Genomic DNA, 20,624 nt, shown 5'->3' with positions numbered 1-20,624 from the left:
CAGCTCTCTATTCTGAAATATCCCCCGACATTAGCTTGTCGGGGGATTTTCTTTGTGTGTGGTTTTAATGCCAGTGCTTGGTGTCAGAAAGTTTAGCGCTAGATACTTTGGTCAAAACTCAAACCTTTCTACAAATCATTTTGATGTGATACTATTTATTCAATTCTAGAATCTACTATCTGTCATTTATTTTGGAGCACATTATGGGCGTTTCACTCTATTATACTGCTGAACGTTCTACCCTCTTGACTCAACAGGAGCAAGAAAAGATTGCGTCAATAGTTGATGAATATAATGACAAATTCGAGCATGCAGATGATGCAGAGACTTTTGATCTCTATGCATACGATGATAGTGAGTCAGAGGTCATATTAGCAGGAGCTACAAAGTTACCTGTTAGTCTAGATGTAGAAGATCTTATGTATACCTTAGAGCATTGGCTACAATGTTTGACCAAGATTCGCCTTGCGGTAACTGATGCAGAATGGCATGTGCATCTAGATGATAACGATGCTGTATGGGTAGATGATAAGTGGCAGATGGAAGAGTAGTGCTTCACCACTATTATGATTTGTATAACTGCCTAGAGCAGCTTCTATGAATTCATATAGTATCTATATAAAAAAGCTCTCAACTGGATAACAGGCTGAGAGCTTTTTTATGAGGAATTATTTTAGTCTGCTTAATTTTTACTATTATCTATATAGACAATTCAAGTATCAGAAATATATCTATAATATGAATATACCCTTCATAATCTGCTCAAAATGATTTGACTTCTATCATTATAGCTGCTAATTTTAAACTGTACTTTTATTACAGGTATGTAAAAATATATCTAAACCTTGTAGACAATTTAATCTAGGATGAATCAGATTGTCTGCTCGTAACACATTACTCCTATTCTCATAATTATCAAAAGGAATTGATAATGAAGTTAGCTCCTCTTTTTTCAATTGGTGCTTTAGCCGCTATTAGTCTTCTTGGCTGTTCTAACCAATCTGCTGATACGACTGATGGCTCATCAGTGACTTCTCAAGAAACTACCGTGCTACGGTTTTCACATTTTTGGCCAGCAACCTCATCTATCAGTACAGAAGTTTTTGAGCCTTGGGCAAAACAGATAGAAACAGATTCTGACGGTCGTCTAAAAGTTGAACTGTATCCATCCGCGGGCCTTGCTAAAGCAGACGTTACTTATGAATCTGCTGCCAAAGGTACGATCGATATCGGTTCACAAGCGCATGGTTATACCAATGGTCGCTTTCCTTTGACTCAGATTACTGAGCTTCCAGGTTTATCAAATTCAGCAACTCAAATGGGCTGTATGCTACAGACCCTATACGATGATGGTACTTTGGCGAGTGAGTATGAAGATACTCATTTACTGTTTATGTATGGTGGGGGACCTGGTGCACTTCATACAACGGATAAGTTAATTCGTACGCCTGCAGATATGAAAGGTATGCGTATTCGCCGTCCTTCAGCTGTGGCAGGTGATATCATCGAAAGTGCAGGTGCTTCACCAGTCGGTTTACCTGCAAACGATATGTATACCTCTCTACAGCGCGGTGTCGTTGATGGTTTAAGTTTCCCTTGGGAGGCGGTAACAGCATTTAAAATTGATGAGATTACTAAATATCATACCAACATTCCTTTCTATAGTTCAGCGCTTATGGTCACGATGAACAAGGACAAATATGACAATTTACCTGACGATCTAAAACAAGTTTTGGATAAAAACTCAGGAATGGCGTTGGCCAGTAAAGTTGGTGAAGTATTTGATAAGCATGACCAGATGGCAATTCAAGCTGCTAAAGATAAGGGTGATGAAATTGTCGAAATTCCTGATCCGCTAAATGATCCAGATTGGAAAGGGCCACTTGAAAGAGGAACTCAAAAATATCTAAGTGACGTTAACGCTTTGGGTTTAGATGCTGATGGCGTCTATGAAAAAGCAAAAGCTGCCAGTGCTGCCTGTAAGGTCTAACCTAATTGGAGGTGTCACATGGCATTTTTAGTCAAGCTCAGCGTCTTAATCTCTAGATTATGCCAGTTTATCGGTGGGGTGAGTCTCATCATCATCGTCCTAACCACCATGCTCGACGTTGTCGCACGCTACATCTTCAAACTCACCGGCGGTGAGTTTGGCTTTACTGTCAAAGGCAGTGTAGAGATTGTCTCCTACTTTATGCTATTTGCATTACTAGCTGCTTTTGCCGCGTTTGTCGAACGCTCACAAATCATCGTCGACGTCTTCACCCAGAAAATGCCACAGTCTATTAAAGGCTACCTTATGGGTATCTTTATGATGGGCTTCTTTATCATTGGCATCGTCTTCTCATGGGGGCTCTACGAGAGCGCCATTGATGCTCTAGAGTATGGCAAAGTCACCCAGGATCTTCGAATATCTATGATGCCTATCTATATGATTAGTGCATTCTTAAGCATCCTACTCGCCATTCGCTCATTGATCGAATCCATCAACATCTTTAAGACAGGCGAATTCTTTGACGCCGAGGAGACAGGCGCATGAGTCCAGAAATTATCGGTGCGATTGGCCTAGTGGTCATGATCCTGCTTGTCGTCCTACGCGTACCCGTTGCACTTGCCATGTTAGGTGTAGGCTTAGTCGGTTTTGGTGCGGTTACCGCGCCTAGTGGTGCTCTGCAAATGCTCAAAGACATCCCAGTTGATGTTTTAGCAAAGTATGACTTTAGTGCCATTCCCTTATTTATTCTCATGGGCGTGTTTGCTACTCACTCCGGCATGGCAGGTAAACTCTTTGAAGCCACCCGAACCATATTTGGCGGGGTAAGGGGTAGTCTGGGCATTGCAGGTATTGGTTCATCCGGTATCTTTGCCTCTATCTCAGGCTCATCACTTGCCACTGCCTCTACCATGACCAAAGTGGCGCTACCGCAAATGGAGAAGTACGGTTATCAGCCAGGCTTTGCCTGCGGTATCTTAGCCGCTGGTGGTACGCTTGGTATTATGATTCCGCCCAGTATTGCTCTACTGGTCTATGCCATCTTAACCCAGCAGTCAGTAGGTGACATGTTCATCGCTGGTTTTTTACCCGGTATGCTCGGTATGGTAATGTACTCACTCACCGTCATGGTGATGGTACGCTGGAAACCGCATCTAGCAAAACGTGGTGAGAAAACCACGTGGAAAGCTAAGTTACTGTCGCTGACTGGTCTGATACCATTTAGCTTTATCTTTATCGTGATTATTGCTGGTATCTTCTTTGGGTTATTTACGCCAACAGAAGGGGCGGCAGTAGGGGCGTTTGTCTCTTGGGCCTATGCCTTTGCTAAAGGCATGCGTTTAGATGGGCTCAAGCAGTCACTGATTGAGACACTCGCGCTCTCTGCCGTGGTGTTCTTTATGTTACTGGGTGCAGAGGCATTAGGGTATTTTATTTCAGTCTCGCGCCTGTCTTATACCTTGGCATCTTGGATCGGTGGGTTGGCGGTCAGTCCAATGATTGTTCTGATCTGTATCCTATTCATGTACTTCCTATTAGGATTGTTCATGGATGCCTTAGCGATGCTGGTAATCACCATACCTGTAGTGTATCCCATCATTCTAGCGTTAGGGTTTGATCCAGTCTGGTTTGGCATCATTGCGGTATTGACGGTGGAGCTTGGTTTGATTACGCCGCCGATGGGGATGAATATCTTTGTGATTAAGGCGATGGCACCGCACATTAAGCTAAGTGATATGTTCCGCGGGGTGGCACCGTTCATTGTCTCTGATGTGATTCGTTTGGTTATCTTGGTGATGTTCCCTGCCATCTCGCTTGTGCTGCTCGGGTAGGCTGAATCTAAACTAAAACTTAAACCATAGTTTATAGAGCTCTTGTATGAAGCCATATTGCTAATGAAGCAGTGTGGCTTTTTTATTGGCTGACATTTTGACTAAGAATTAAGAGAAGGACATTTTACAAACTCACAATCTATGACGCTGCATGATGATAACTTTTCTTAGTGTTATAAAGGCTTATGAATGTAGTAAACTGGTTTGCATTCATTTTCCTATATAACTTTATAAGTAGAGATAGTCATGGCTGTCGATTTTAGTAATACGCTTATCGTTGCAATTTCTGCGACGGCACTTTTTGATTTGACGGAGTCAGAAAACTATTTGCTAGAGCTGCTAGAGCAACGTCCTACAAGTGCTATAAAAGAGTTTAGGGAGTACATGACCGAGCGTGAAAATGATTCCTTGAATATTGGTGCAGGTTATCCGCTAATTAAAGCGTTACTAAACCTAAATAAGTATTGTGATAATAGTGATGGACGAGATTCAGACATTGAAACACCATTGGTCGAAGTCGTCATCGTCTCAAAAAGTAGTCCAGACACTGGTATTCAGGTACTTAATGCAATTCTAGAACATGATATCAATATCTCCCGTTCTGCTTTTATTTCAGGTAGCCCTGTTACGCCTTATATTAAAGACTTTAACGTTGATCTGTTCTTGACCACTAATCGTGAAGATGCTCAACAAGTTGCGGATGCTAATATCTGTGCCTGTGCCATATTAGATGCGACGCCTGTGAATACTTATGAGCTAGATACTGAGCAGCTGCGCATTGCCTTTGATGGGGATGCGGTGCTTTTTGATGATTCAGGTGAACTGCTATACAAACAAAAAGGGCTACGAGCCTTTCATGATCGTGAAGTACAGATGCGTGATTTACCAATTGAAAAAGGCCCTTATGCTGAATTATTGATTAAATTATCAAATCTGCAAGAGCGCCTACCTGCTGGTCTAAAATACTCACCAATAAAAATTGCGCTGGTGACCGCGCGCAATGCGCCAGCTGACTTACGTGCTATCAAGACACTACGAGAGTGGGGCGTGAATGTTGATATGGCGTTTTTTTTGGGAGGATTAGAGAAAACAGCGGTACTCAGAACATTTGCGCCGCACATCTTCTTTGATGATTCTATCAAGCATATTGACGCGGCACGTCGCTTTATTCCTACGGCCTTGGTTCCGTATCATTCAACGTCATTATTGCATGGTGATAACTATCTCACTACTGATGAAGACGCATCATTGTTATCATTCAAACCTGCTGTGCATCCATTGTTTGCTGTAAATCATTAAGTAGGCATAAAGAATCTAGGTAATAAGGATAGGATGGTATATGAATTGGCAGCAGTTGCTTAACTTAATTGTCGTACGAATAAAGCAGGTCATCGGACTGTATGCTTTTGTGCTTATACCGATGTGGGGCATGTTTTTTCTAAATGAAGTGGCCTTATTTGGTATGTGGAATATCTTTGGTATTGTACCGCGTGCTTTAGATGTAGGTAGTATGATAGGGGTATTTGCTTCATGGACCATGCATGGCAATTTGTCGCATTTGACTGGCAATACAGTGACGCTATTACAAATTCTTTTTTTGTTTGGACTGTTTGAAAAGAATGCTTATCGCACAGTAATTAAACTGGTTGTCGCCTCAGGACTGGTCACTTGGGTTATCGGGTCGCCATCTTCTATCCATATCGGCGCATCAGGGCTTTGCTTTGCAATGTTAGGTTATATGATAGGCGGGGCTATATTTGCGCGACGCTGGGGTTATCTGATTGCTTGTATTGTCATGGGGACTGGCTATTGGCTGACCATTAAGCAAGGATTGATGCCGCAACAAGGTATCTCGTTTGCGGCACATTTTGGTGGTTTGTGTGCGGGGCTATTGCTGGGAGCTAATTCAAAGCATACTTATTCAGCTGCTTCTCAACGCTATTAAAAGCAACTTACTACCAGCATTTAATGAACCAGAATAATCATAACCGTACTAAGCGTTATTGGATCAGACGCTTGCATCAGTACAGATTTTGATAAATAAAGGGTCATCTGTAGTCAGCTCTCGCCATGCAGTGGTTTGCTTTACATGTTCATCAACTGTAAGCTTGCTGTCTTTTTCTGGTATCACGTAGTCTGCTCGGGCAGGTGTAGTACAATCTATTACCTGTAAAATCTTTTGCACGCTTCTGCGTCTTTCAAACAAATACAAATTAACTAAATGCATATCTGGATTTTCTGCATGCATGCTAGCATTGCCCGTATCTGCCGCAATAAAGCGCAAGACTTGCGGTTTAATATAAGACCACGGGCGAAACCATTCTGTACTTTCGGCAGTTTTCACGACCTCAACACCATCCGGCAGCTGACGGACTTGCTGACCGTACCAGTTATATTCTTGATGTACCTGAAACCCAAAAATACCAATCGCAGCAAATAAGGGAATCAGCCACTTTGGCGCGCGTTTACCTGACAGTTTACAGAGGTGAGTTATGATCAGTGCCAATCCAGCCATGCCAAATGCAGCAGCTATGGTAGCGATAAACTCAAAAAGCATAAAATATTCCTTAATGCGCTAGGCACTTTTAGTCAGGTATGTTCAAGTGGACAAAGCAAAACAATCATCTAACTATTATTTTAATAAGTATTAGATAAAAAATCACTCACCAGCAGTGGCTGCCAGTGAGTGATGTATAGTAACAGAAGACATATCATCATTCGTCAGATTAATGGTCGACCGCACCGCCTGCACCGCGTGGTGAGCGAACGCTTTCAACCAATTCTTGAATGTGTAGCGGTGGCGCTTTGGTCGCATAAGAAACAATGAATGCAACGATAAAGTTAAGCAGGGCACCAATCACACCGAATGATAGTGGTGAGATACCAAATAGCCAGTACTCCGCTGTATCAGGGAAGTTGGCAGTACCGCTGATGAAGAACCAACCTTTGAAGACGAAGATGTAAACCAAGATACTGATCAAACCTGTCAACATACCAGCGATAGCGCCAAGGTTGTTAATACGTTTTGAGAAGATACCCATCATTAGTGCAGGGAAGAGGGATGCACCAGCGATACCAAATGCCAATGCAACTACCTGTGCTGCAAACCCTGGTGGATTCATACCTAAGTAAGTAGCAACCACAATCGCAATACCCATCGTGATACGTGCGACCTTGAGCTCTCCTTTGTCAGTAATGTTTGGATTGAGGTTTCGTTTGATTAAATCATGACTAATCGCTGACGAGATAGCGAGCAATAGGCCAGCAGCAGTTGATAGTGCCGCAGCGAGACCACCTGCGGCGATCAAACCAATTACCCAAGATGGCAGTTGTGCAATCTCTGGGTTAGCCAATACTAAGATATCAGCATTGACGTCGAGCTCGTTACCAGCCCAACCTGCATCTACAAAGCGGCCATCAAGTTCTAGATCATGTGCAGCACGTGCTGTTTCAACCGCAGTCGTCGCAGCGCCTACATCACCGCCTTCAGTCTGTGCATTGGTCAGTGCAACTTCTGCAGCGCCCAGTCCACTATCATTATACATCTGGATACGACCATCATTGTTAAGGTCAGTATATTTGATCAGGCCAGTATCTTCCCAAGTTCTCATCCAATCTGGACGTTGGTCATAGTCGATAGCAGGCTCTGCAACGCCTTGTGGATAGATAGTATCGATAAGGTTTAAACGTGCCATTGCGCCAACAGCAGGTGCTGTAAAGTACAATAAAGAGATAAACACTAATGTCCAACCAGCCGTCCAACGTGCATCAGCGACTTTAGGAACTGTGAAAAAGCGAATAATAACGTGAGGTAGACCAGCCGTACCAATCATGAGTGATAAGGTGAACAGCACCATGTTTAGCTTGTTAGGTACGTCAGCCGTATACGCTGTGAATCCCAAATCGGTCACGACTTGATCAAGCTTGGTTAGGATAGGCACACCAGATTCGATATGGTTTGAAAATAGACCCAAACCTGGAATTGGATTGCCGGTTAATTCAAGTGAGATAAAGACAGCAGGAATGGTATAAGCAATCATCAGAACCACATACTGCGCAACCTGCGTGTAGGTAATCCCTTTCATACCGCCAAGAACTGCGTAAAAGAATACAACAACCGCAGCAATAATAAGACCTGTGTTGTTATCTACTTCTAAGAAGCGTGAAAATGCGACACCAGCACCTGTCATCTGACCGATAACGTACGTGGTAGAGGCAATAATCAAACAAACCACAGCAATCATTGCAGCCGTTTTTGAATAAAAGCGATCTCCGATAAAATCAGGCACAGTGAACTTGCCAAATTTACGTAAGTAAGGCGCCAGGAGCATGGCTAGTAGTACATAACCACCTGTCCAGCCCATCAAGTAGGTGGATGCGCCATAACCGCCAGCAGCAAGCAAACCTGCCATAGAAATAAAAGATGCCGCACTCATCCAGTCAGCAGCTGTCGCCATACCGTTAACTACTGGATGTACACCGCCGCCCGCCACATAGAATTCACTGGTTGTCCCAGCCCGAGCCCAAATCGCAATACCAAAATACAGAGCGAAAGATAGGCCTACGAAAATAATATTAACTAAATACTGACTCATGGTCTATTCCTCATCTACGCCATATTGTTTATCTAACTTATTCATACGCCATGCGTAGAAGAAAATTAAAATGATAAACACCCCGATGGAGCCTTGCTGAGCGAACCAAAAGCCCAAGTCAGTGCCGCCGACTTTGATGCCGGCTAAAAGAGGACGCAATAAAATAGCAAAACCATAAGAACATAGTGCCCAAACTACTAGGCTACCTAAGATGAGACGGACATTGGCACGCCAATAACCGGATGGATCGTTATGATCTTTCATAGGACAACTCCTTTTGTCTTCCCTAAAAAATACCAACAATATAAAAAGAACTGCGATTATTTCTTACCATAATAAGGATAAAAAATAATCAGGTACTGCTTTATATAGTTAAAACGATGATGCGTGATAGTACGTTTAATGCTTGATAGTTCTCTACTTCAAATAAAAGTAGTTAACTATTTAAGTATCGTATTGACCTAAACCATCGAATGGTAAAACAGTGTTTCTTGAGGAAGACAGAAGGGTGGACTATCCAGTGTCTTTTTAACAATCTCGTCTTCCTGACAAGAGTTTTAATCTTTTTAACACGCTATCCTGTTATGCTGCCTGATAGCTTCTTGTACTGCTTGATAGCTTCGATAACTATAAAACAGTCTAAACGGATATAGAATTTATATTAGCACGGTTTAATAAATATAATTGCAAACTACTGCGCATGAATAATAATTAAATTACTAACAATTAGTTTGTTTGGCATTCATTAAAAAACCTAACGTTACGGAAACGGTACGGCGATTGTGTAATTTGTGCGATTAAATTATCACTTAATCTATTCTATATAAGCTGAAACATAAGCATTATTTATTTTAAAAATAATTATATGAAATCGATAAGTAAACGTGATGGTCACATGTCGCTCAATATCTATATCATGCACGTGTCTTTTTGGTATCAGGTATTTTGCACAGAGGCTTATATAGTCCATGGCAATCAAAATATGATATCGATATGAAATTTAAGTAACGCATATAAAGAATGAATAAGGAGCCCATATGAACGAAGGGATAGTAGGTTGGTTTAATAACATCGTAAATTATGGTGTCGGTATTATCTGGGGTAACAATGACTGGCTGATTGCTAGCAACCCTTGGTATGGATTACTGATGTTCTTACTAATTGGTGCGGGTCTTTACTTTACCGTCGTGACACGTTTTATTCAGTTTCGTCATTTTGGTCATATGTGGAAGTTGCTACGCGTGTCCAATCAAGGCCGCAAAGATGGTGGTATCAGCTCATTTGAAGCATTGATGACGTCGTTGGCCGCACGTGTTGGTACTGGTAACTTGGCAGGTGTGGCAATTGCAATCTATCTAGGTGGACCAGGTGCTGTATTCTGGATGTGGATGACAGCACTGGTCGGTATGTCGACCAGCTTTATCGAGTCAACCTTAGCACAGGCCTACAAAGTACCGCACAATGACAATGTGTACCGCGGTGGCCCTGCTTATTACATTGAAAAAGGTCTAGGTAAACGCTGGCTTGCTGTGTTTTTCTCATTATGTTTGTTAGTGGCCTTTGGTTTGGCGTTCAATGGTGTACAGTCCAATACCATCGCTCAAGCGACCAATGAAGCCTTTGGTGTGCCAACGTGGATGACAGGTTTGGTATTGGTAGTACTGGTAGCGCCAGTGGTATTCGGTGGTTTGCGCTCAGTAGCTCGTATCGCGGGTAAAATCGTACCAGTGATGGCCATCTTGTACATCTTGCTAGCACTATTCATTATCGTGACTAATTTTAGTCAATTCCCAGCAGCGATCGCGTTGATTGTAAAATCAGCATTTGGTTTTGAGCAGGCGGCAGGCGGTGTCATCGGTTATGGTATTGCGCAGGCAATGATTAACGGTATCAAACGCGGATTGTTCTCTAACGAAGCAGGTATGGGTTCAGCGCCGAATGCTGCAGCAACGGCGAAGAGTCATCCTGATCACCCAGCAGTACAAGGCTTTATGCAAATGCTTGGCGTATTTATGGATACCCTTATCATTTGTACCGCGACGGCGTCGATTATTATCTTGTCTGGTGTGGTCGACCCTAATGTCGAGCAAGAAGGTATTCAGTTAACTCAGCTAGCTTTATCACAGTATGTGGGGGACCTAGGTGTGGTGTTCGTGGCGATTGCGATTTTCTTCTTCTCATTTACGTCTATCATCGCCAACTATAGCTACGGTGAGTCAAATCTTGAGTTTATCTCTGGTGCCAAAAACGCCAAAGTGATGATCATGATTTTCCGCTTTTTGGTATTAGGTATGGTATTTATCGGCTCTGTTGCTAGCCTACCTGCTATATGGAACTTCGCTGACTTATCTATGGGCCTGATGGCCTTAGTCAACTTAGTGGCTATTTTGCTCTTGTCTCCTGTAGCGCTAAGAATACTACGGGACTATGAGCGTCAGGTAAAAGAGGGTAAAACAGGCGATCAGATTAAGTTTGATCCTGATAACTTTGTGAAACTCAGAGATGAAGCCAACCGTGATGCTTGGACAGATTAAGCAGCATTGATTGGTAAAAGTTGCTTGTTCTAAGCATTAAAAAACCGCCCTTCTCTTATAAAGAGAAGGGCGGTTTTTATTGAAGTACAGTTTTAATGATATTAACTGTACCAGCTCAAACCAGAATTATCCTGATTTACATGTTTGGATAGTTAGGACCACCGCCACCTTCTGGCGTTACCCAAGTGATGTTCTGTGAAGGGTCTTTGATATCACAGGTCTTACAATGCACGCAGTTCTGTGCATTGATGACAAACTTAGCGCCCTCAGCGTCTTTGACCACTTCGTACACACCGGCTGGGCAGTATAAACGTGCAGGCTCAGCATACAACGGTAAGTTGATTGAAATAGGTACCGTCGGATCAGTAAGTTTTAGATGCGTTGGCTGATCTTCTGCATGGTTGGTATTAGAGATAAATACCGACGACAATTTATCAAATACCAACTTACCATCAGGCTTAAGATAAGTTGGTTGATAAGCATGATTAGCACGCTCCAACTGATCGTAATCTGGGATATTGTCATGTAAAGTAAATGGCATTTTACCTTTTAGCAAGTTGTGCTCGATAAAGGTGAAAGCGCCGCCCATGAATAGACCCATACGGTGAATCGCCGGTGAGAAGTTGCGCGACTCATAGTTATCTTGATACAACCATGACTCTTTGTACATTGTGCTATAAGCAACCACTTCATCATGCTGACGTTCAGCTTGCAGCGCCTCAAAAATAGCTTCGGCTGCGAGCATGCCTGACTTCATCGAGGTATGTGTGCCTTTGATTTTTGCTGGGTTTAAGAAACCAGCGTCATCACCTACCAACACGCCACCTGGGAAGGTGAACTTCGGTAATGAGTTTAGACCACCTTTGGTCAATGCACGTGCGCCGTAAGAAATACGCTTACCGCCTTCTAAAACGTTTTTGATAACAGGGTGCGTTTTCAAGCGCTGCATTTCATCAAATGGAGACATGTAAGGGTTGTGGTAAGACAAATCAGCCACAAGACCAAAGCTTACTTGGTTGTTTTCATCAAAGTACAACCACCAGCCACCAGTAGAGCCTGTTTCAGTCAATGGCCAGCCAAGACCGTGCATGACAACGCCTTGCTCATGCTTTTCAGGCTCAACTTCCCATAGCTCTTTGAGACCGATACCATAATGCTGAGGATCAGAGTCTTTATCTAGATCGAAGCGGCTGATTAAGCGTTTGCCTAAATGTCCACGGCTACCTTCGGCAAAAATAGTGTATTTGGCAAGGAGCTCATAACCAGGCTCAAAACTTGGCTTGGCTTCACCATTGGCCGCCACACCCATGTCACCAGTTAACACACCTCTGACCGAACCGTCGTCGTTGTATAAGATGTCATCGGCAGGGAAGCCTGGGAACATCATAACTTCAAGCTCTTCTGCCTGTACGGCTAACCAACGAACGACATTACCTAGCGAGACAATATAGTTGCCATCATTGTGCATCGGACCTGGAATCAAAGAATCAGGCACTTTAGTTGAGCGTGTGGCAGAGTTTAAATAATAGAAACGATCTTCTGTCGCTGGCACGTTAAGCGGTGCGCCTTTTTCTTTCCAGTCAGGAATTAGCTCATTTAGAGCGCGTGGCTCGATGACTGCACCAGACAACGTATGGGCACCAAACTCAGAGCCTTTTTCGACCACACAAACCATAAACTCATCATTACCAGCTTCAATAGCGAGCTGGCGCAAACGAATGGCAGCAGACAGACCTGCAGGTCCACCACCAACGATGATGACATCGAACTCCATTGATTCGCGTTCGACTTCAGGTTCCGCGGCAACTGGCGCTACGACTGGTTCTGCTTTATCTAGCGTTGCGGTCTCTGTCGCTACTGGCGCGTCAGCATTCACAGTATTACCATCGATAACTGGCGTTTGATTGTCTTGCTCTTGCATACCTACTCCTAAACTTTTAGTGGCTTATCTCAGGGCATCATTAGCTTAACAACTGAATAATAGACTTGCGGCGCTAACGTCACTCAGACATATGGCTGCCCGATAAAACTGTCTTTGCGGCATCAATTGACCCGTCATGATTAATACCAATTTATTTAAGGATATCAACGCATAACGTAAGATGTGTCATCAATACAACACCCACTTGACCATTTCAATAAAAAATCGTTACTCATTATAAAAGAAAAGTCCTACAAACACGATACGCATTTATGAGTATCGATGCTAAGGTAATGTTAAGAAAGTGAGGTTGTTATAACGATAAAGTTTCATCATACCTGAAACAAAAATTTATAGTAATAATAGATAAGCCAAACTTTGAATACTAAATAAAGGGATTAATAATGAATAAAGATAATAATAGCACTGAAGATATCCATGAGAGAATAGCGGAAGCACCAACCAGCAAGACTTCTAGCCTAGGCAGCTTAGATAATTTGGATGCGCTAAGCCAGTATATTAAGTCTGCAAAAGGGACTCGCGAAGGACGTGCAATACCACCGCTTGAAAAATGGCATCCTGAAGATATTGTTGATATGGATTTGACTATCAAGGCAAACGGAGAGTGGTGGCATGAAGGCGGGAAAATGACCCGTGAGTCACTGGTCAGCTTGTTTGCCACGATACTATGGAAAGAAGAAAATAATGGCATTACTGAGTACTTTCTGAAAACCCCTGTACAGAAAATCCGTATCCAAGTAGAAGATGCGCCACTTCTGATCAATGATGTTGGTATTGTCCATGAAGATGATATGAGTTGGTTGGAGTTTACAACGACGACAGGAGATGTGGTTCGCTTAGACGATGAGCATCCGATCGTATTAAAGGCGTATAACTCTAATAAGAGCGATTCTAATGACAGCGACTCTAATAACAGTGATAAAGCGAATCAAGCAAATCAAGTGAGTACCGCTGACGATGTTGCAGATTCTCAGGAATTAGCGTCTACAGAACAGGTACGCCCTTACATGATGGTTAGAAATGGCTTGACTGCGCTTATTGGCCGCAATACTTTTTATCACCTGACTGAAATTGGAGCATTATCAGAAGACAATGGTAAGACGATATTAACGTTACAAAGTGGTGGTCAGTCTTATTCATTATCGATGCCTACTGATTAGGTATTATGTTTATCTCTTAATTGCTGTATGCCAATGAGTGCTATAATTTTATAATGTCGCCTGATTCTATTGGTCTGAAAAATTCCTATCGTATAAAGGTAGTTGATAGATAGCTGACGTAGAGTAACGCCACACACGCAATATACATATAGCGCATTTAACTGGGTAATGAGATTGATGAATAATATGATAATGGCATTAGCATAAAGATGGATATCAAAAACCAGACAGTCGGAAAGCTCAGACCGTGTGTCGATATATCTGTTGACCAAAGTCCCAAAGCTATTGATCTAGTAGATGTCAATAAACATGCTGGTAATACAGTTGTAAGCGATAAAAACCGTAGCGCGCCCATTGGAGTGTTTGATTCTGGTGTTGGCGGTTTGTCTGTTTACTTGCATTTAGCACAGCAGCTGCCTACTGAGCGTTACGTATATTACGCCGATACGCTGAACGTACCTTATGGCAATCGCGACAGCGAAGATATTGAAGCGCTAACACTAAAGGCCGTAGAGTGGTTACATCAGCAAGGTTGTAAGCTAATAGTTATTGCGTGTAACAGCGCCTCAGCATATGCGCTAGATACTGCCCGACGCTGCTATCCACATATCCCTATTGTGGGTCTTGTTCCTGCACTAAAGCCTGCGGTACTGGCCAGTAAGAGTGCTCATGTAGCGGTGCTGGCAACCAAAGCGACTTTGAATGGCACCTTATTAAATGATGTTATTGTCAATTTTGCTAAACCTAATAATACAGTAGTCACTAAGTATTTTGATCCGCAACTGGTACCTTGGGTAGAAGCAGGTATGTCAGAACAAGACGAGACAGCCGAAAGATTACGTAAACTGGTACGGATATTTGCTAATGAAGGTATTGATCAGTTAGTGCTGGGATGTACACATTATCCGTTTTTTAAGACATTCTTGTTAGATGAGATTGCACAGCAGCAGTTATCAATACAAGTTATTGATTCTGGTCAAGCGATTGCTGAACGGGTTAGACAGCTATTGATTGCAAACAACTTGTCTGCATCATTGATGAGTGAAAAACGAGAAAATCTGTCACAAAAAACCAGTAATAAAAATACCATTACTAGACTGCCATTAACTTTTCACGCCACTAAATATAGTGATAGACTATGCGCTTTAGTTGAGCGCTTACTCGGTACAGAAATGGCATTGCAATACTACTCTCACTAGTTATTATCAAAGCTAGTGATATCAATACGCTGTATGCAACGCTGACTCAGTTAAAATAAATTGAGTGCATCTTTTCAAGCTAAGAGTATGCTAGGCTGAGCAAGACAAGATTTTTGTGTTCTATCTCACACCTTATCCTTTTTATGTCACGACCTACGCTTAGAGGTAATTGTGCCGAATCGTCGCTATCATATTCATATTATATGCGCTGACAACGACCAGTTGTTGGTTCTAGACAGCTTAGCGATATTTTTTCAGGCGCGCGCATTTCTGACCTATGATGTTTCTAGTAAATTATCTAAAGCCTCTTTTTATGGGCGTCAGTGTATTGACTCTTGTGATTACGCAGTCATGATCGTTGGCGACAGCTATGGGACTGTGCAAAAAAACGGCGTCAGCCAGATGCATTTGAGTTATCTAAATGCCAAAGCAAAGCTTAAGCCGCTAATTGTGCTGGTTAAAAACCACTCTCCAGACGCTGTTATCAGCCGACAACTTCAAGAGTTTATTAAGTTAGTGACCAAGCAAGACAACCAGCTACATTACTATGATACGGAAGAAGATATTGAGCCATTGCTAGTACAGGCTCATTATAATGCAATCGCCAATAATAAAATGGTAGGTGGCTGGGTCAGAGCGAATGACGAAGAGAATACAACTAGTAAAAAGGTCGTTCATGAGAAGACCGTCGATGTATTACCTAGTACTACCAAGGTAGAGAAAGACAGTCCTGATGACGAAGACTTTATCTCGGATAAGGTTAGTGAGCCAATTGAGTTAATAGAGTTTTTTGAGATTCAATACAGTGCTCAAGCTTATGAAGGCGGCAATCTAACGGACGTAACCAGGTCACTAACACTCTCGTGGCATGAGATACTCATGACACTCATGAGAATACCATCTACTTTTTCGAGCTATGGCTTGCAAAATGCCATCAATCGTTTGATTACCGCTAAAGCGGAAGTAGACATCAAAAAAGAGATGCCAAACGTTCATGCTGTCTCACGCTGCCAAATCTCTCAAGCTGATATTAATAATTTGCAACGTAAGCTAGTCGGTGCAAATTGGATACAACTGATGACTTATGGTACGCGTGTATCACAAGAGCTTTGGAAGCTTACCTTCTACGCAAAAAACCTACTGCAAAATCATACCTCAAATACGAATAAACAAGACGAGTAATTATTCGCTAGCGCGTTCAAAAATAGCCATCTAAAACGTCTACTTTGGCATCACGACTACGTTTTGTAATACAAAGCATACGTGCAATGCTTGTGAATATACCTCAGACCCGTAATAATGAAGTCAGTCAGTTAACTATGCTAACAACGTTAGCTGTTTTAGAATGACAACTATAATATTAATAATTAGGGAGAGCGTACGATGAGCAATGCTAAAAATGACGAGTTAAAAAGAGAGATTGATGGTCTAGAAAAGTCTATGCATGATGCTGATCAGTTTCATACGTTAGAAGAGCAAGTAGCAGATATGAAACGTCGCGGTATAGATCCTAGCAAGGCCTACAAAGATTTAGACAGTAAAGCCGAAGATGAAGATTGGGGCGATGCGACTTGGAAAGAAAACGGTAAGTGGGAGCCAAAAACGGCAGCCGATTTAGACGACAAAGCTCGCGAAAATTGGAATGGTGACAATGGTCAGCCTAAGCCACCACCTATTGTCTAGATACGTATTTTGAGAAAATGAGATAAGTTCTATTAATAACTATTTATAAATAAGAAAGCCACGCTATCGTTAGCGTGGCTTTTTTAATGCGTCTAAATAGCATCACTTATCTTGCTACTATGAACCTTGGTCTATACGGACAAGTTTGATAGTGCCATCGGCATCAGTAACGCGGCGATAACGTGTATTGCCGGAAGTTGATGAGCTCACTGATGGTTGAGATGAGTAGCTACTAGGAGCAGTCGTTTGCTGCTGAATTAACTGTCCCATGCGATCGGCAGATGCAGGATTCAGGGGTTGGCTGTTTGCAGGCTGGCCGTATTGAGTTTGACTCGGCGCTGCATTACCAACGATGGCACGATAGAATTTTTGACCTGCGCGTCCGTCAGCTGGGAAAATACCGCGACTAGTCTGGTATTGCTGGATAGCGGTACGAGTATTGTCTCCGATGATGCCATCTACACCGCCGATATCATAACCGGCATTTAGTAACGCTTGCTGAATGTCTTTGGCCTGCTGGCGGCTGATACCAGGATCATCTGTCGGCCACGCAGTGATAAAGTCTGTTTTGCTGCTGTCTTCGCGAGTGATTAGATCTGATAAGTGTGCGATAGCCAGCGCGTAGTTTTCTGAGGCATTATAAGAGTAGAAAGTGTCGAAATTTTTACCCACCAAGAAAGCAGGGCCTTCCATCCCAGCTGGTAATAATAAGCCTGCACTGCTCAAGTCATATGGTAACGGACTGCCATTAGCCAACGTTAGACCTTGGTCACGCCAGTGGCTTATTGACTTTTTGTCTTTACGATTAGAAGCAGCCCAGAACCCATCAGGTAGTTTGACTTCATAGCCCCAAGGTTCGCCAGTACGATAGCCACGATTGTCCAAGAAGTTTGCTGTAGAAGCGAGTGCATCAGGGACGCTATTGACCAAGTCACGACGTCCATCACCGTCGAAATCTACGGCTAATTCTAAGAAAGTACTCGGCATAAACTGCGTCTGTCCAAAAGCACCTGCCCATGATCCTGTCATATCATTAGGTGCGATATCACCGTTTTGCACGATTTTTAGCGCATTGGCGTACTCACCTTGGAAATAGCTTTGACGACGATCGAAACAAGACAAGGTCGCTAAAGACTCAAATAATGGTTTTTTACCTAGCGTTTGACCAAAGTTTGATTCTACACCCCAGACACCGAGCACGTGTTCAGCTTTTACGCCATAACGCGATTCGATTTGACGTAGAGTCGAGCCCCATTGACGTTTGGCTCGGATACCGTCCTCGACACGCTCTTTGTCTACCAATGCTGATAAATAGTCCCAGACGTCTTTTTGAAACTCTGGTTGATAATTCAGTGACTGAATGACACTAGGATCAGGCTGGCTTGGGCGATAGTTATTAAAAGTATAGCCATCAACACCGCTAAACTTGCTAGAGTTTTTTAGATTGTTCAAGCACTGCTGAAACTCGCTATTGGATAAATCAGGTGCTGGCGGCTGCGCGGCTTGAGCAGTGGTAGCAAGGCTGATGCCGACAGCAACACTAAGCAGCGACAAAGTAGAAAAAGGAGTCAAACGCATGAAAACATCCTATAAACGTTAAAATAGTTATCGAAAGGCAAAAAATGATATTAACGTAGAGTAACCAATCTAAACAGTAAAGAAAAGCTGTCGCAGTACCAAGGTTATAAATGGTTACGATAAATTGACGCTGCCGTGAGATTAGAAGAGGATTCTTAGCTAAAAAGATTTTTTCAACCAGAAATGCTAGATCAACATGTCAGACTATTTTTATCAGCATTGCTATACTATTATCAGTTCTATATTGCTTACCTTATGAATATGAATAGATTAATCTTAAATTTCACTATTAGAAATAGTTGAGCGCACGCTTCGATTCTTTGAGGAAAAAGTATGACCATGAATTTTAATACCACAAATAGTACTTTCCGTCAGTTGTTAGGTAACGGCTTACGTTATAGTGTACCTCCCTTTCAGCGTGATTATTCATGGGCCGATTTAGAATGGGAAGAGCTGTGGCAAGATATAGAAGCACTGTTTATTGAAGATGCGGAATCTGCACATTATATGGGTTATCTGGTACTTCAAACTACAAATAATAAACAGTTTGATATTATTGATGGTCAACAGCGTCTAACCACACTAAGTATTCTAATACTAGCAGGACTAAGCTTTTTAAAAGATATGATAAGTAATGATGTTGATGCTGATCGTAATAGCCAACGCTTACATCAATTGAAAAACGACTATATTGGTTATACTGATCCAGTTACTCTTATTGAGACACCAATATTAAAATTGAATAGACACAATGATAAGTATTATCGTAATCACTTAATTACGCTGGATAAGTTACCACAGCGTGGACTCCATGCGTCTGAGCACAGAATTCGCAAAGCTTTTGATTGGTTCAAAAGTAAGATGAAGCAGAGGTTTGGGATGGAGGAATCTAGTGGTCAGGACTTTGCTCAATTCCTCGATGACTTAGTAGATAAATTGTTTTTTACGGTTATTACTGTAAATGATGAACTTAATGCCTTCAAAGTATTTGAAACGTTGAATGCGCGAGGCGTGCGTCTTTCTTCTACTGATTTATTAAAAAATTACCTATTCTCATTAGCTAGTGTTGATGATTTACATGATAGTCAAATCAAACACTTAGAAGAACGATGGGAAAGCATTATTACATCATTAGGAAACGAAAGTTTTCCTGAGTTTTTACGAGTTTATTGGAATAGCCGGCATAAACTTATACGTAAAACTGACTTATTTAAAACGATTCGTAAGCATATTAGGAATAAAGAAGATGCATTTAGGCTGGTTAAAGAAATTGAGCTATCAGCCGATGCGTATACTGCACTGAAAGATATACAAGATTCTCGATGGTCTGAAGAGTCAAAGCATCTCAAACAATTGACTATGTATAGAGTGAAACAGCCTTTTTCAGTATTGCTTGCAAGTTATGAGAAATTTTTTGAAAGTGATAGAAAAGGATTTCTATCAATTGTACGTGCGATAAGCATACTTTCATTCCGTTATAATGTAATTTGTAATAACCCACCTAATGAACAAGAGCGATTTTACAACAAGATAGCGGTTAAGATTGAGTCCAATGAACTGAAATCAGCGCAGTCAGTAATCAAATCTTTAAATGAAATCTATCCTGAAGATGATGTTTTCAGAAATGCGTTTATCGCTAAACAACTAAAAACTACTGATAATCGTAATAAAAAAATTGTTCGTCACATCTTATGTGAAATTGAAAAAGTAGTTAGTGGTGTGGCTGTCGATGAAAATAATGAGCAATTTAATATTGAGCATATCTTACCTGAAAACCCCGACGACTCTTGGAATAATATTGAAGATACTAAAGTTGACTCAATGACTTATCGACTGGGTAATATGACTTTGCTAGAAACTAGCAGTAATCGTGATGCAGGCAACAAGTCCTATCAAGAAAAACTGATAATTTATTCTACAAGCAGTCTGACAATGACTAAAAATTTGCCAGAAAATTATACTAAATGGAATCTGAACAGTATAGATAACCGTCAAAAACAGCTAGCAAATCGTGCAACTAGTATTTGGAAGATATCAGAAATATCCTAAGCTATAGTAATTTTTAGGTATTTGTATTAGCACTTTTTAGAGTTTGTAGAATACTCTATAAA

At 41.9% G+C, this 20,624-nt stretch carries 17 protein-coding genes; 12 read left to right on the top strand and 5 right to left on the bottom strand.

From position 1 onward, the window contains the following. Positions 1–203 precede the first annotated feature (203 nt). The 6 genes from V6252_RS12400 (at position 204) to V6252_RS12375 (ending at position 5,767) form a co-directional block, all read left to right on the top strand. Complete coding sequence (locus V6252_RS12400; protein ID WP_341610640.1) at positions 204–551, top strand: hypothetical protein; 348 nt, start codon at positions 204–206, stop codon at positions 549–551. A 380-nt stretch (positions 552–931) separates the two neighbouring features. Further along, positions 932–1,990, top strand: a complete 1,059-nt coding sequence (locus V6252_RS12395; protein ID WP_341610639.1) for a TRAP transporter substrate-binding protein — start codon at positions 932–934, stop codon at positions 1,988–1,990. 18 nt (positions 1,991–2,008) lie between these two features. Beyond that, entirely contained in the window at positions 2,009–2,536 is a 528-nt protein-coding gene (locus V6252_RS12390) for a TRAP transporter small permease (RefSeq protein WP_341610638.1), read from the top strand. Beyond that, positions 2,533–3,822: a TRAP transporter large permease gene (locus V6252_RS12385; RefSeq protein WP_101204395.1), complete on the top strand. Its 1,290-nt coding sequence runs from the start codon at positions 2,533–2,535 to the stop codon at positions 3,820–3,822. Before V6252_RS12390 ends, V6252_RS12385 begins: the two co-directional genes overlap by 4 nt. Before the next feature lie 246 nt (positions 3,823–4,068). Then, the gene (locus V6252_RS12380) at positions 4,069–5,121 is read left to right on the top strand and encodes a 5'-nucleotidase (protein ID WP_341610637.1); all 1,053 of its coding nucleotides are present in this window, start codon (positions 4,069–4,071) and stop codon (positions 5,119–5,121) included. Positions 5,122–5,161: 40 nt separating this feature from the next. Further along, the gene (locus V6252_RS12375) at positions 5,162–5,767 is read left to right on the top strand and encodes a rhomboid family intramembrane serine protease (protein ID WP_114701886.1); all 606 of its coding nucleotides are present in this window, start codon (positions 5,162–5,164) and stop codon (positions 5,765–5,767) included. A gap of 63 nt (positions 5,768–5,830) precedes the next feature. On the opposite strand, the gene V6252_RS12370 is transcribed toward V6252_RS12375, so the two are convergent. The 3 genes from V6252_RS12370 to V6252_RS12360 form a co-directional block, all read right to left on the bottom strand. Then, on the bottom strand, positions 5,831–6,379 hold the full coding sequence (locus V6252_RS12370) for a hypothetical protein (RefSeq protein ID WP_341610636.1): 549 nt from the start codon (positions 6,377–6,379) through the stop codon (positions 5,831–5,833). A gap of 169 nt (positions 6,380–6,548) precedes the next feature. Further along, positions 6,549–8,417, bottom strand: coding sequence for a sodium:solute symporter family protein (locus tag V6252_RS12365; protein ID WP_341610635.1), 1,869 nt, complete (start codon positions 8,415–8,417; stop codon positions 6,549–6,551). Between the two features lie 3 nt (positions 8,418–8,420). Next, positions 8,421–8,681, bottom strand: coding sequence for a DUF4212 domain-containing protein (locus tag V6252_RS12360; RefSeq protein WP_057761855.1), 261 nt, complete (start codon positions 8,679–8,681; stop codon positions 8,421–8,423). Between the two features lie 773 nt (positions 8,682–9,454). Here V6252_RS12360 and V6252_RS12355 point away from each other — a divergent pair. After that, positions 9,455–10,951: an alanine/glycine:cation symporter family protein gene (locus tag V6252_RS12355; protein ID WP_201608209.1), complete on the top strand. Its 1,497-nt coding sequence runs from the start codon at positions 9,455–9,457 to the stop codon at positions 10,949–10,951. A gap of 136 nt (positions 10,952–11,087) precedes the next feature. On the opposite strand, the gene V6252_RS12350 is transcribed toward V6252_RS12355, so the two are convergent. Further along, positions 11,088–12,725: an electron transfer flavoprotein-ubiquinone oxidoreductase gene (locus V6252_RS12350; RefSeq protein WP_102093511.1), complete on the bottom strand. Its 1,638-nt coding sequence runs from the start codon at positions 12,723–12,725 to the stop codon at positions 11,088–11,090. A 551-nt stretch (positions 12,726–13,276) separates the two neighbouring features. Between V6252_RS12350 and V6252_RS12345 the strand changes: the two genes are divergently transcribed. The 4 genes from V6252_RS12345 (at position 13,277) to V6252_RS12330 (ending at position 16,935) form a co-directional block, all read left to right on the top strand. After that, positions 13,277–14,053 (top strand): DUF1285 domain-containing protein, encoded by a 777-nt coding sequence (locus V6252_RS12345; RefSeq protein ID WP_341610634.1) that lies wholly within the window; start codon positions 13,277–13,279, stop codon positions 14,051–14,053. A 209-nt stretch (positions 14,054–14,262) separates the two neighbouring features. After that, positions 14,263–15,252: a glutamate racemase gene (gene murI / locus V6252_RS12340; RefSeq protein WP_341610633.1), complete on the top strand. Its 990-nt coding sequence runs from the start codon at positions 14,263–14,265 to the stop codon at positions 15,250–15,252. 171 nt (positions 15,253–15,423) lie between these two features. Then, a complete protein-coding gene (locus V6252_RS12335; RefSeq protein ID WP_341610632.1) occupies positions 15,424–16,434 on the top strand; it encodes a DUF4062 domain-containing protein in 1,011 nt (336 codons plus the stop codon). 201 nt (positions 16,435–16,635) lie between these two features. Beyond that, on the top strand, positions 16,636–16,935 hold the full coding sequence (locus V6252_RS12330; RefSeq protein ID WP_057761845.1) for a hypothetical protein: 300 nt from the start codon (positions 16,636–16,638) through the stop codon (positions 16,933–16,935). Positions 16,936–17,052: 117 nt separating this feature from the next. Here the strand turns inward: V6252_RS12330 and V6252_RS12325 are convergent, their stop codons facing one another. Next, positions 17,053–18,513, bottom strand: coding sequence for a lytic murein transglycosylase (locus V6252_RS12325; protein WP_341610631.1), 1,461 nt, complete (start codon positions 18,511–18,513; stop codon positions 17,053–17,055). Between the two features lie 333 nt (positions 18,514–18,846). Here V6252_RS12325 and V6252_RS12320 point away from each other — a divergent pair, with 333 nt between their 5' ends. After that, entirely contained in the window at positions 18,847–20,562 is a 1,716-nt protein-coding gene (locus tag V6252_RS12320; protein WP_341610630.1) for a DUF262 domain-containing HNH endonuclease family protein, read from the top strand. The last annotated feature ends 62 nt before the right edge of the window (positions 20,563–20,624 follow it).

Origin of the sequence: Psychrobacter proteolyticus, from assembly GCF_038155145.1 — a bacterium.
GTDB classification, from domain to species: Bacteria; Pseudomonadota; Gammaproteobacteria; order Pseudomonadales; family Moraxellaceae; genus Psychrobacter; species Psychrobacter proteolyticus_B.
This window is presented reverse-complemented; position numbering and strand designations above follow the sequence as displayed.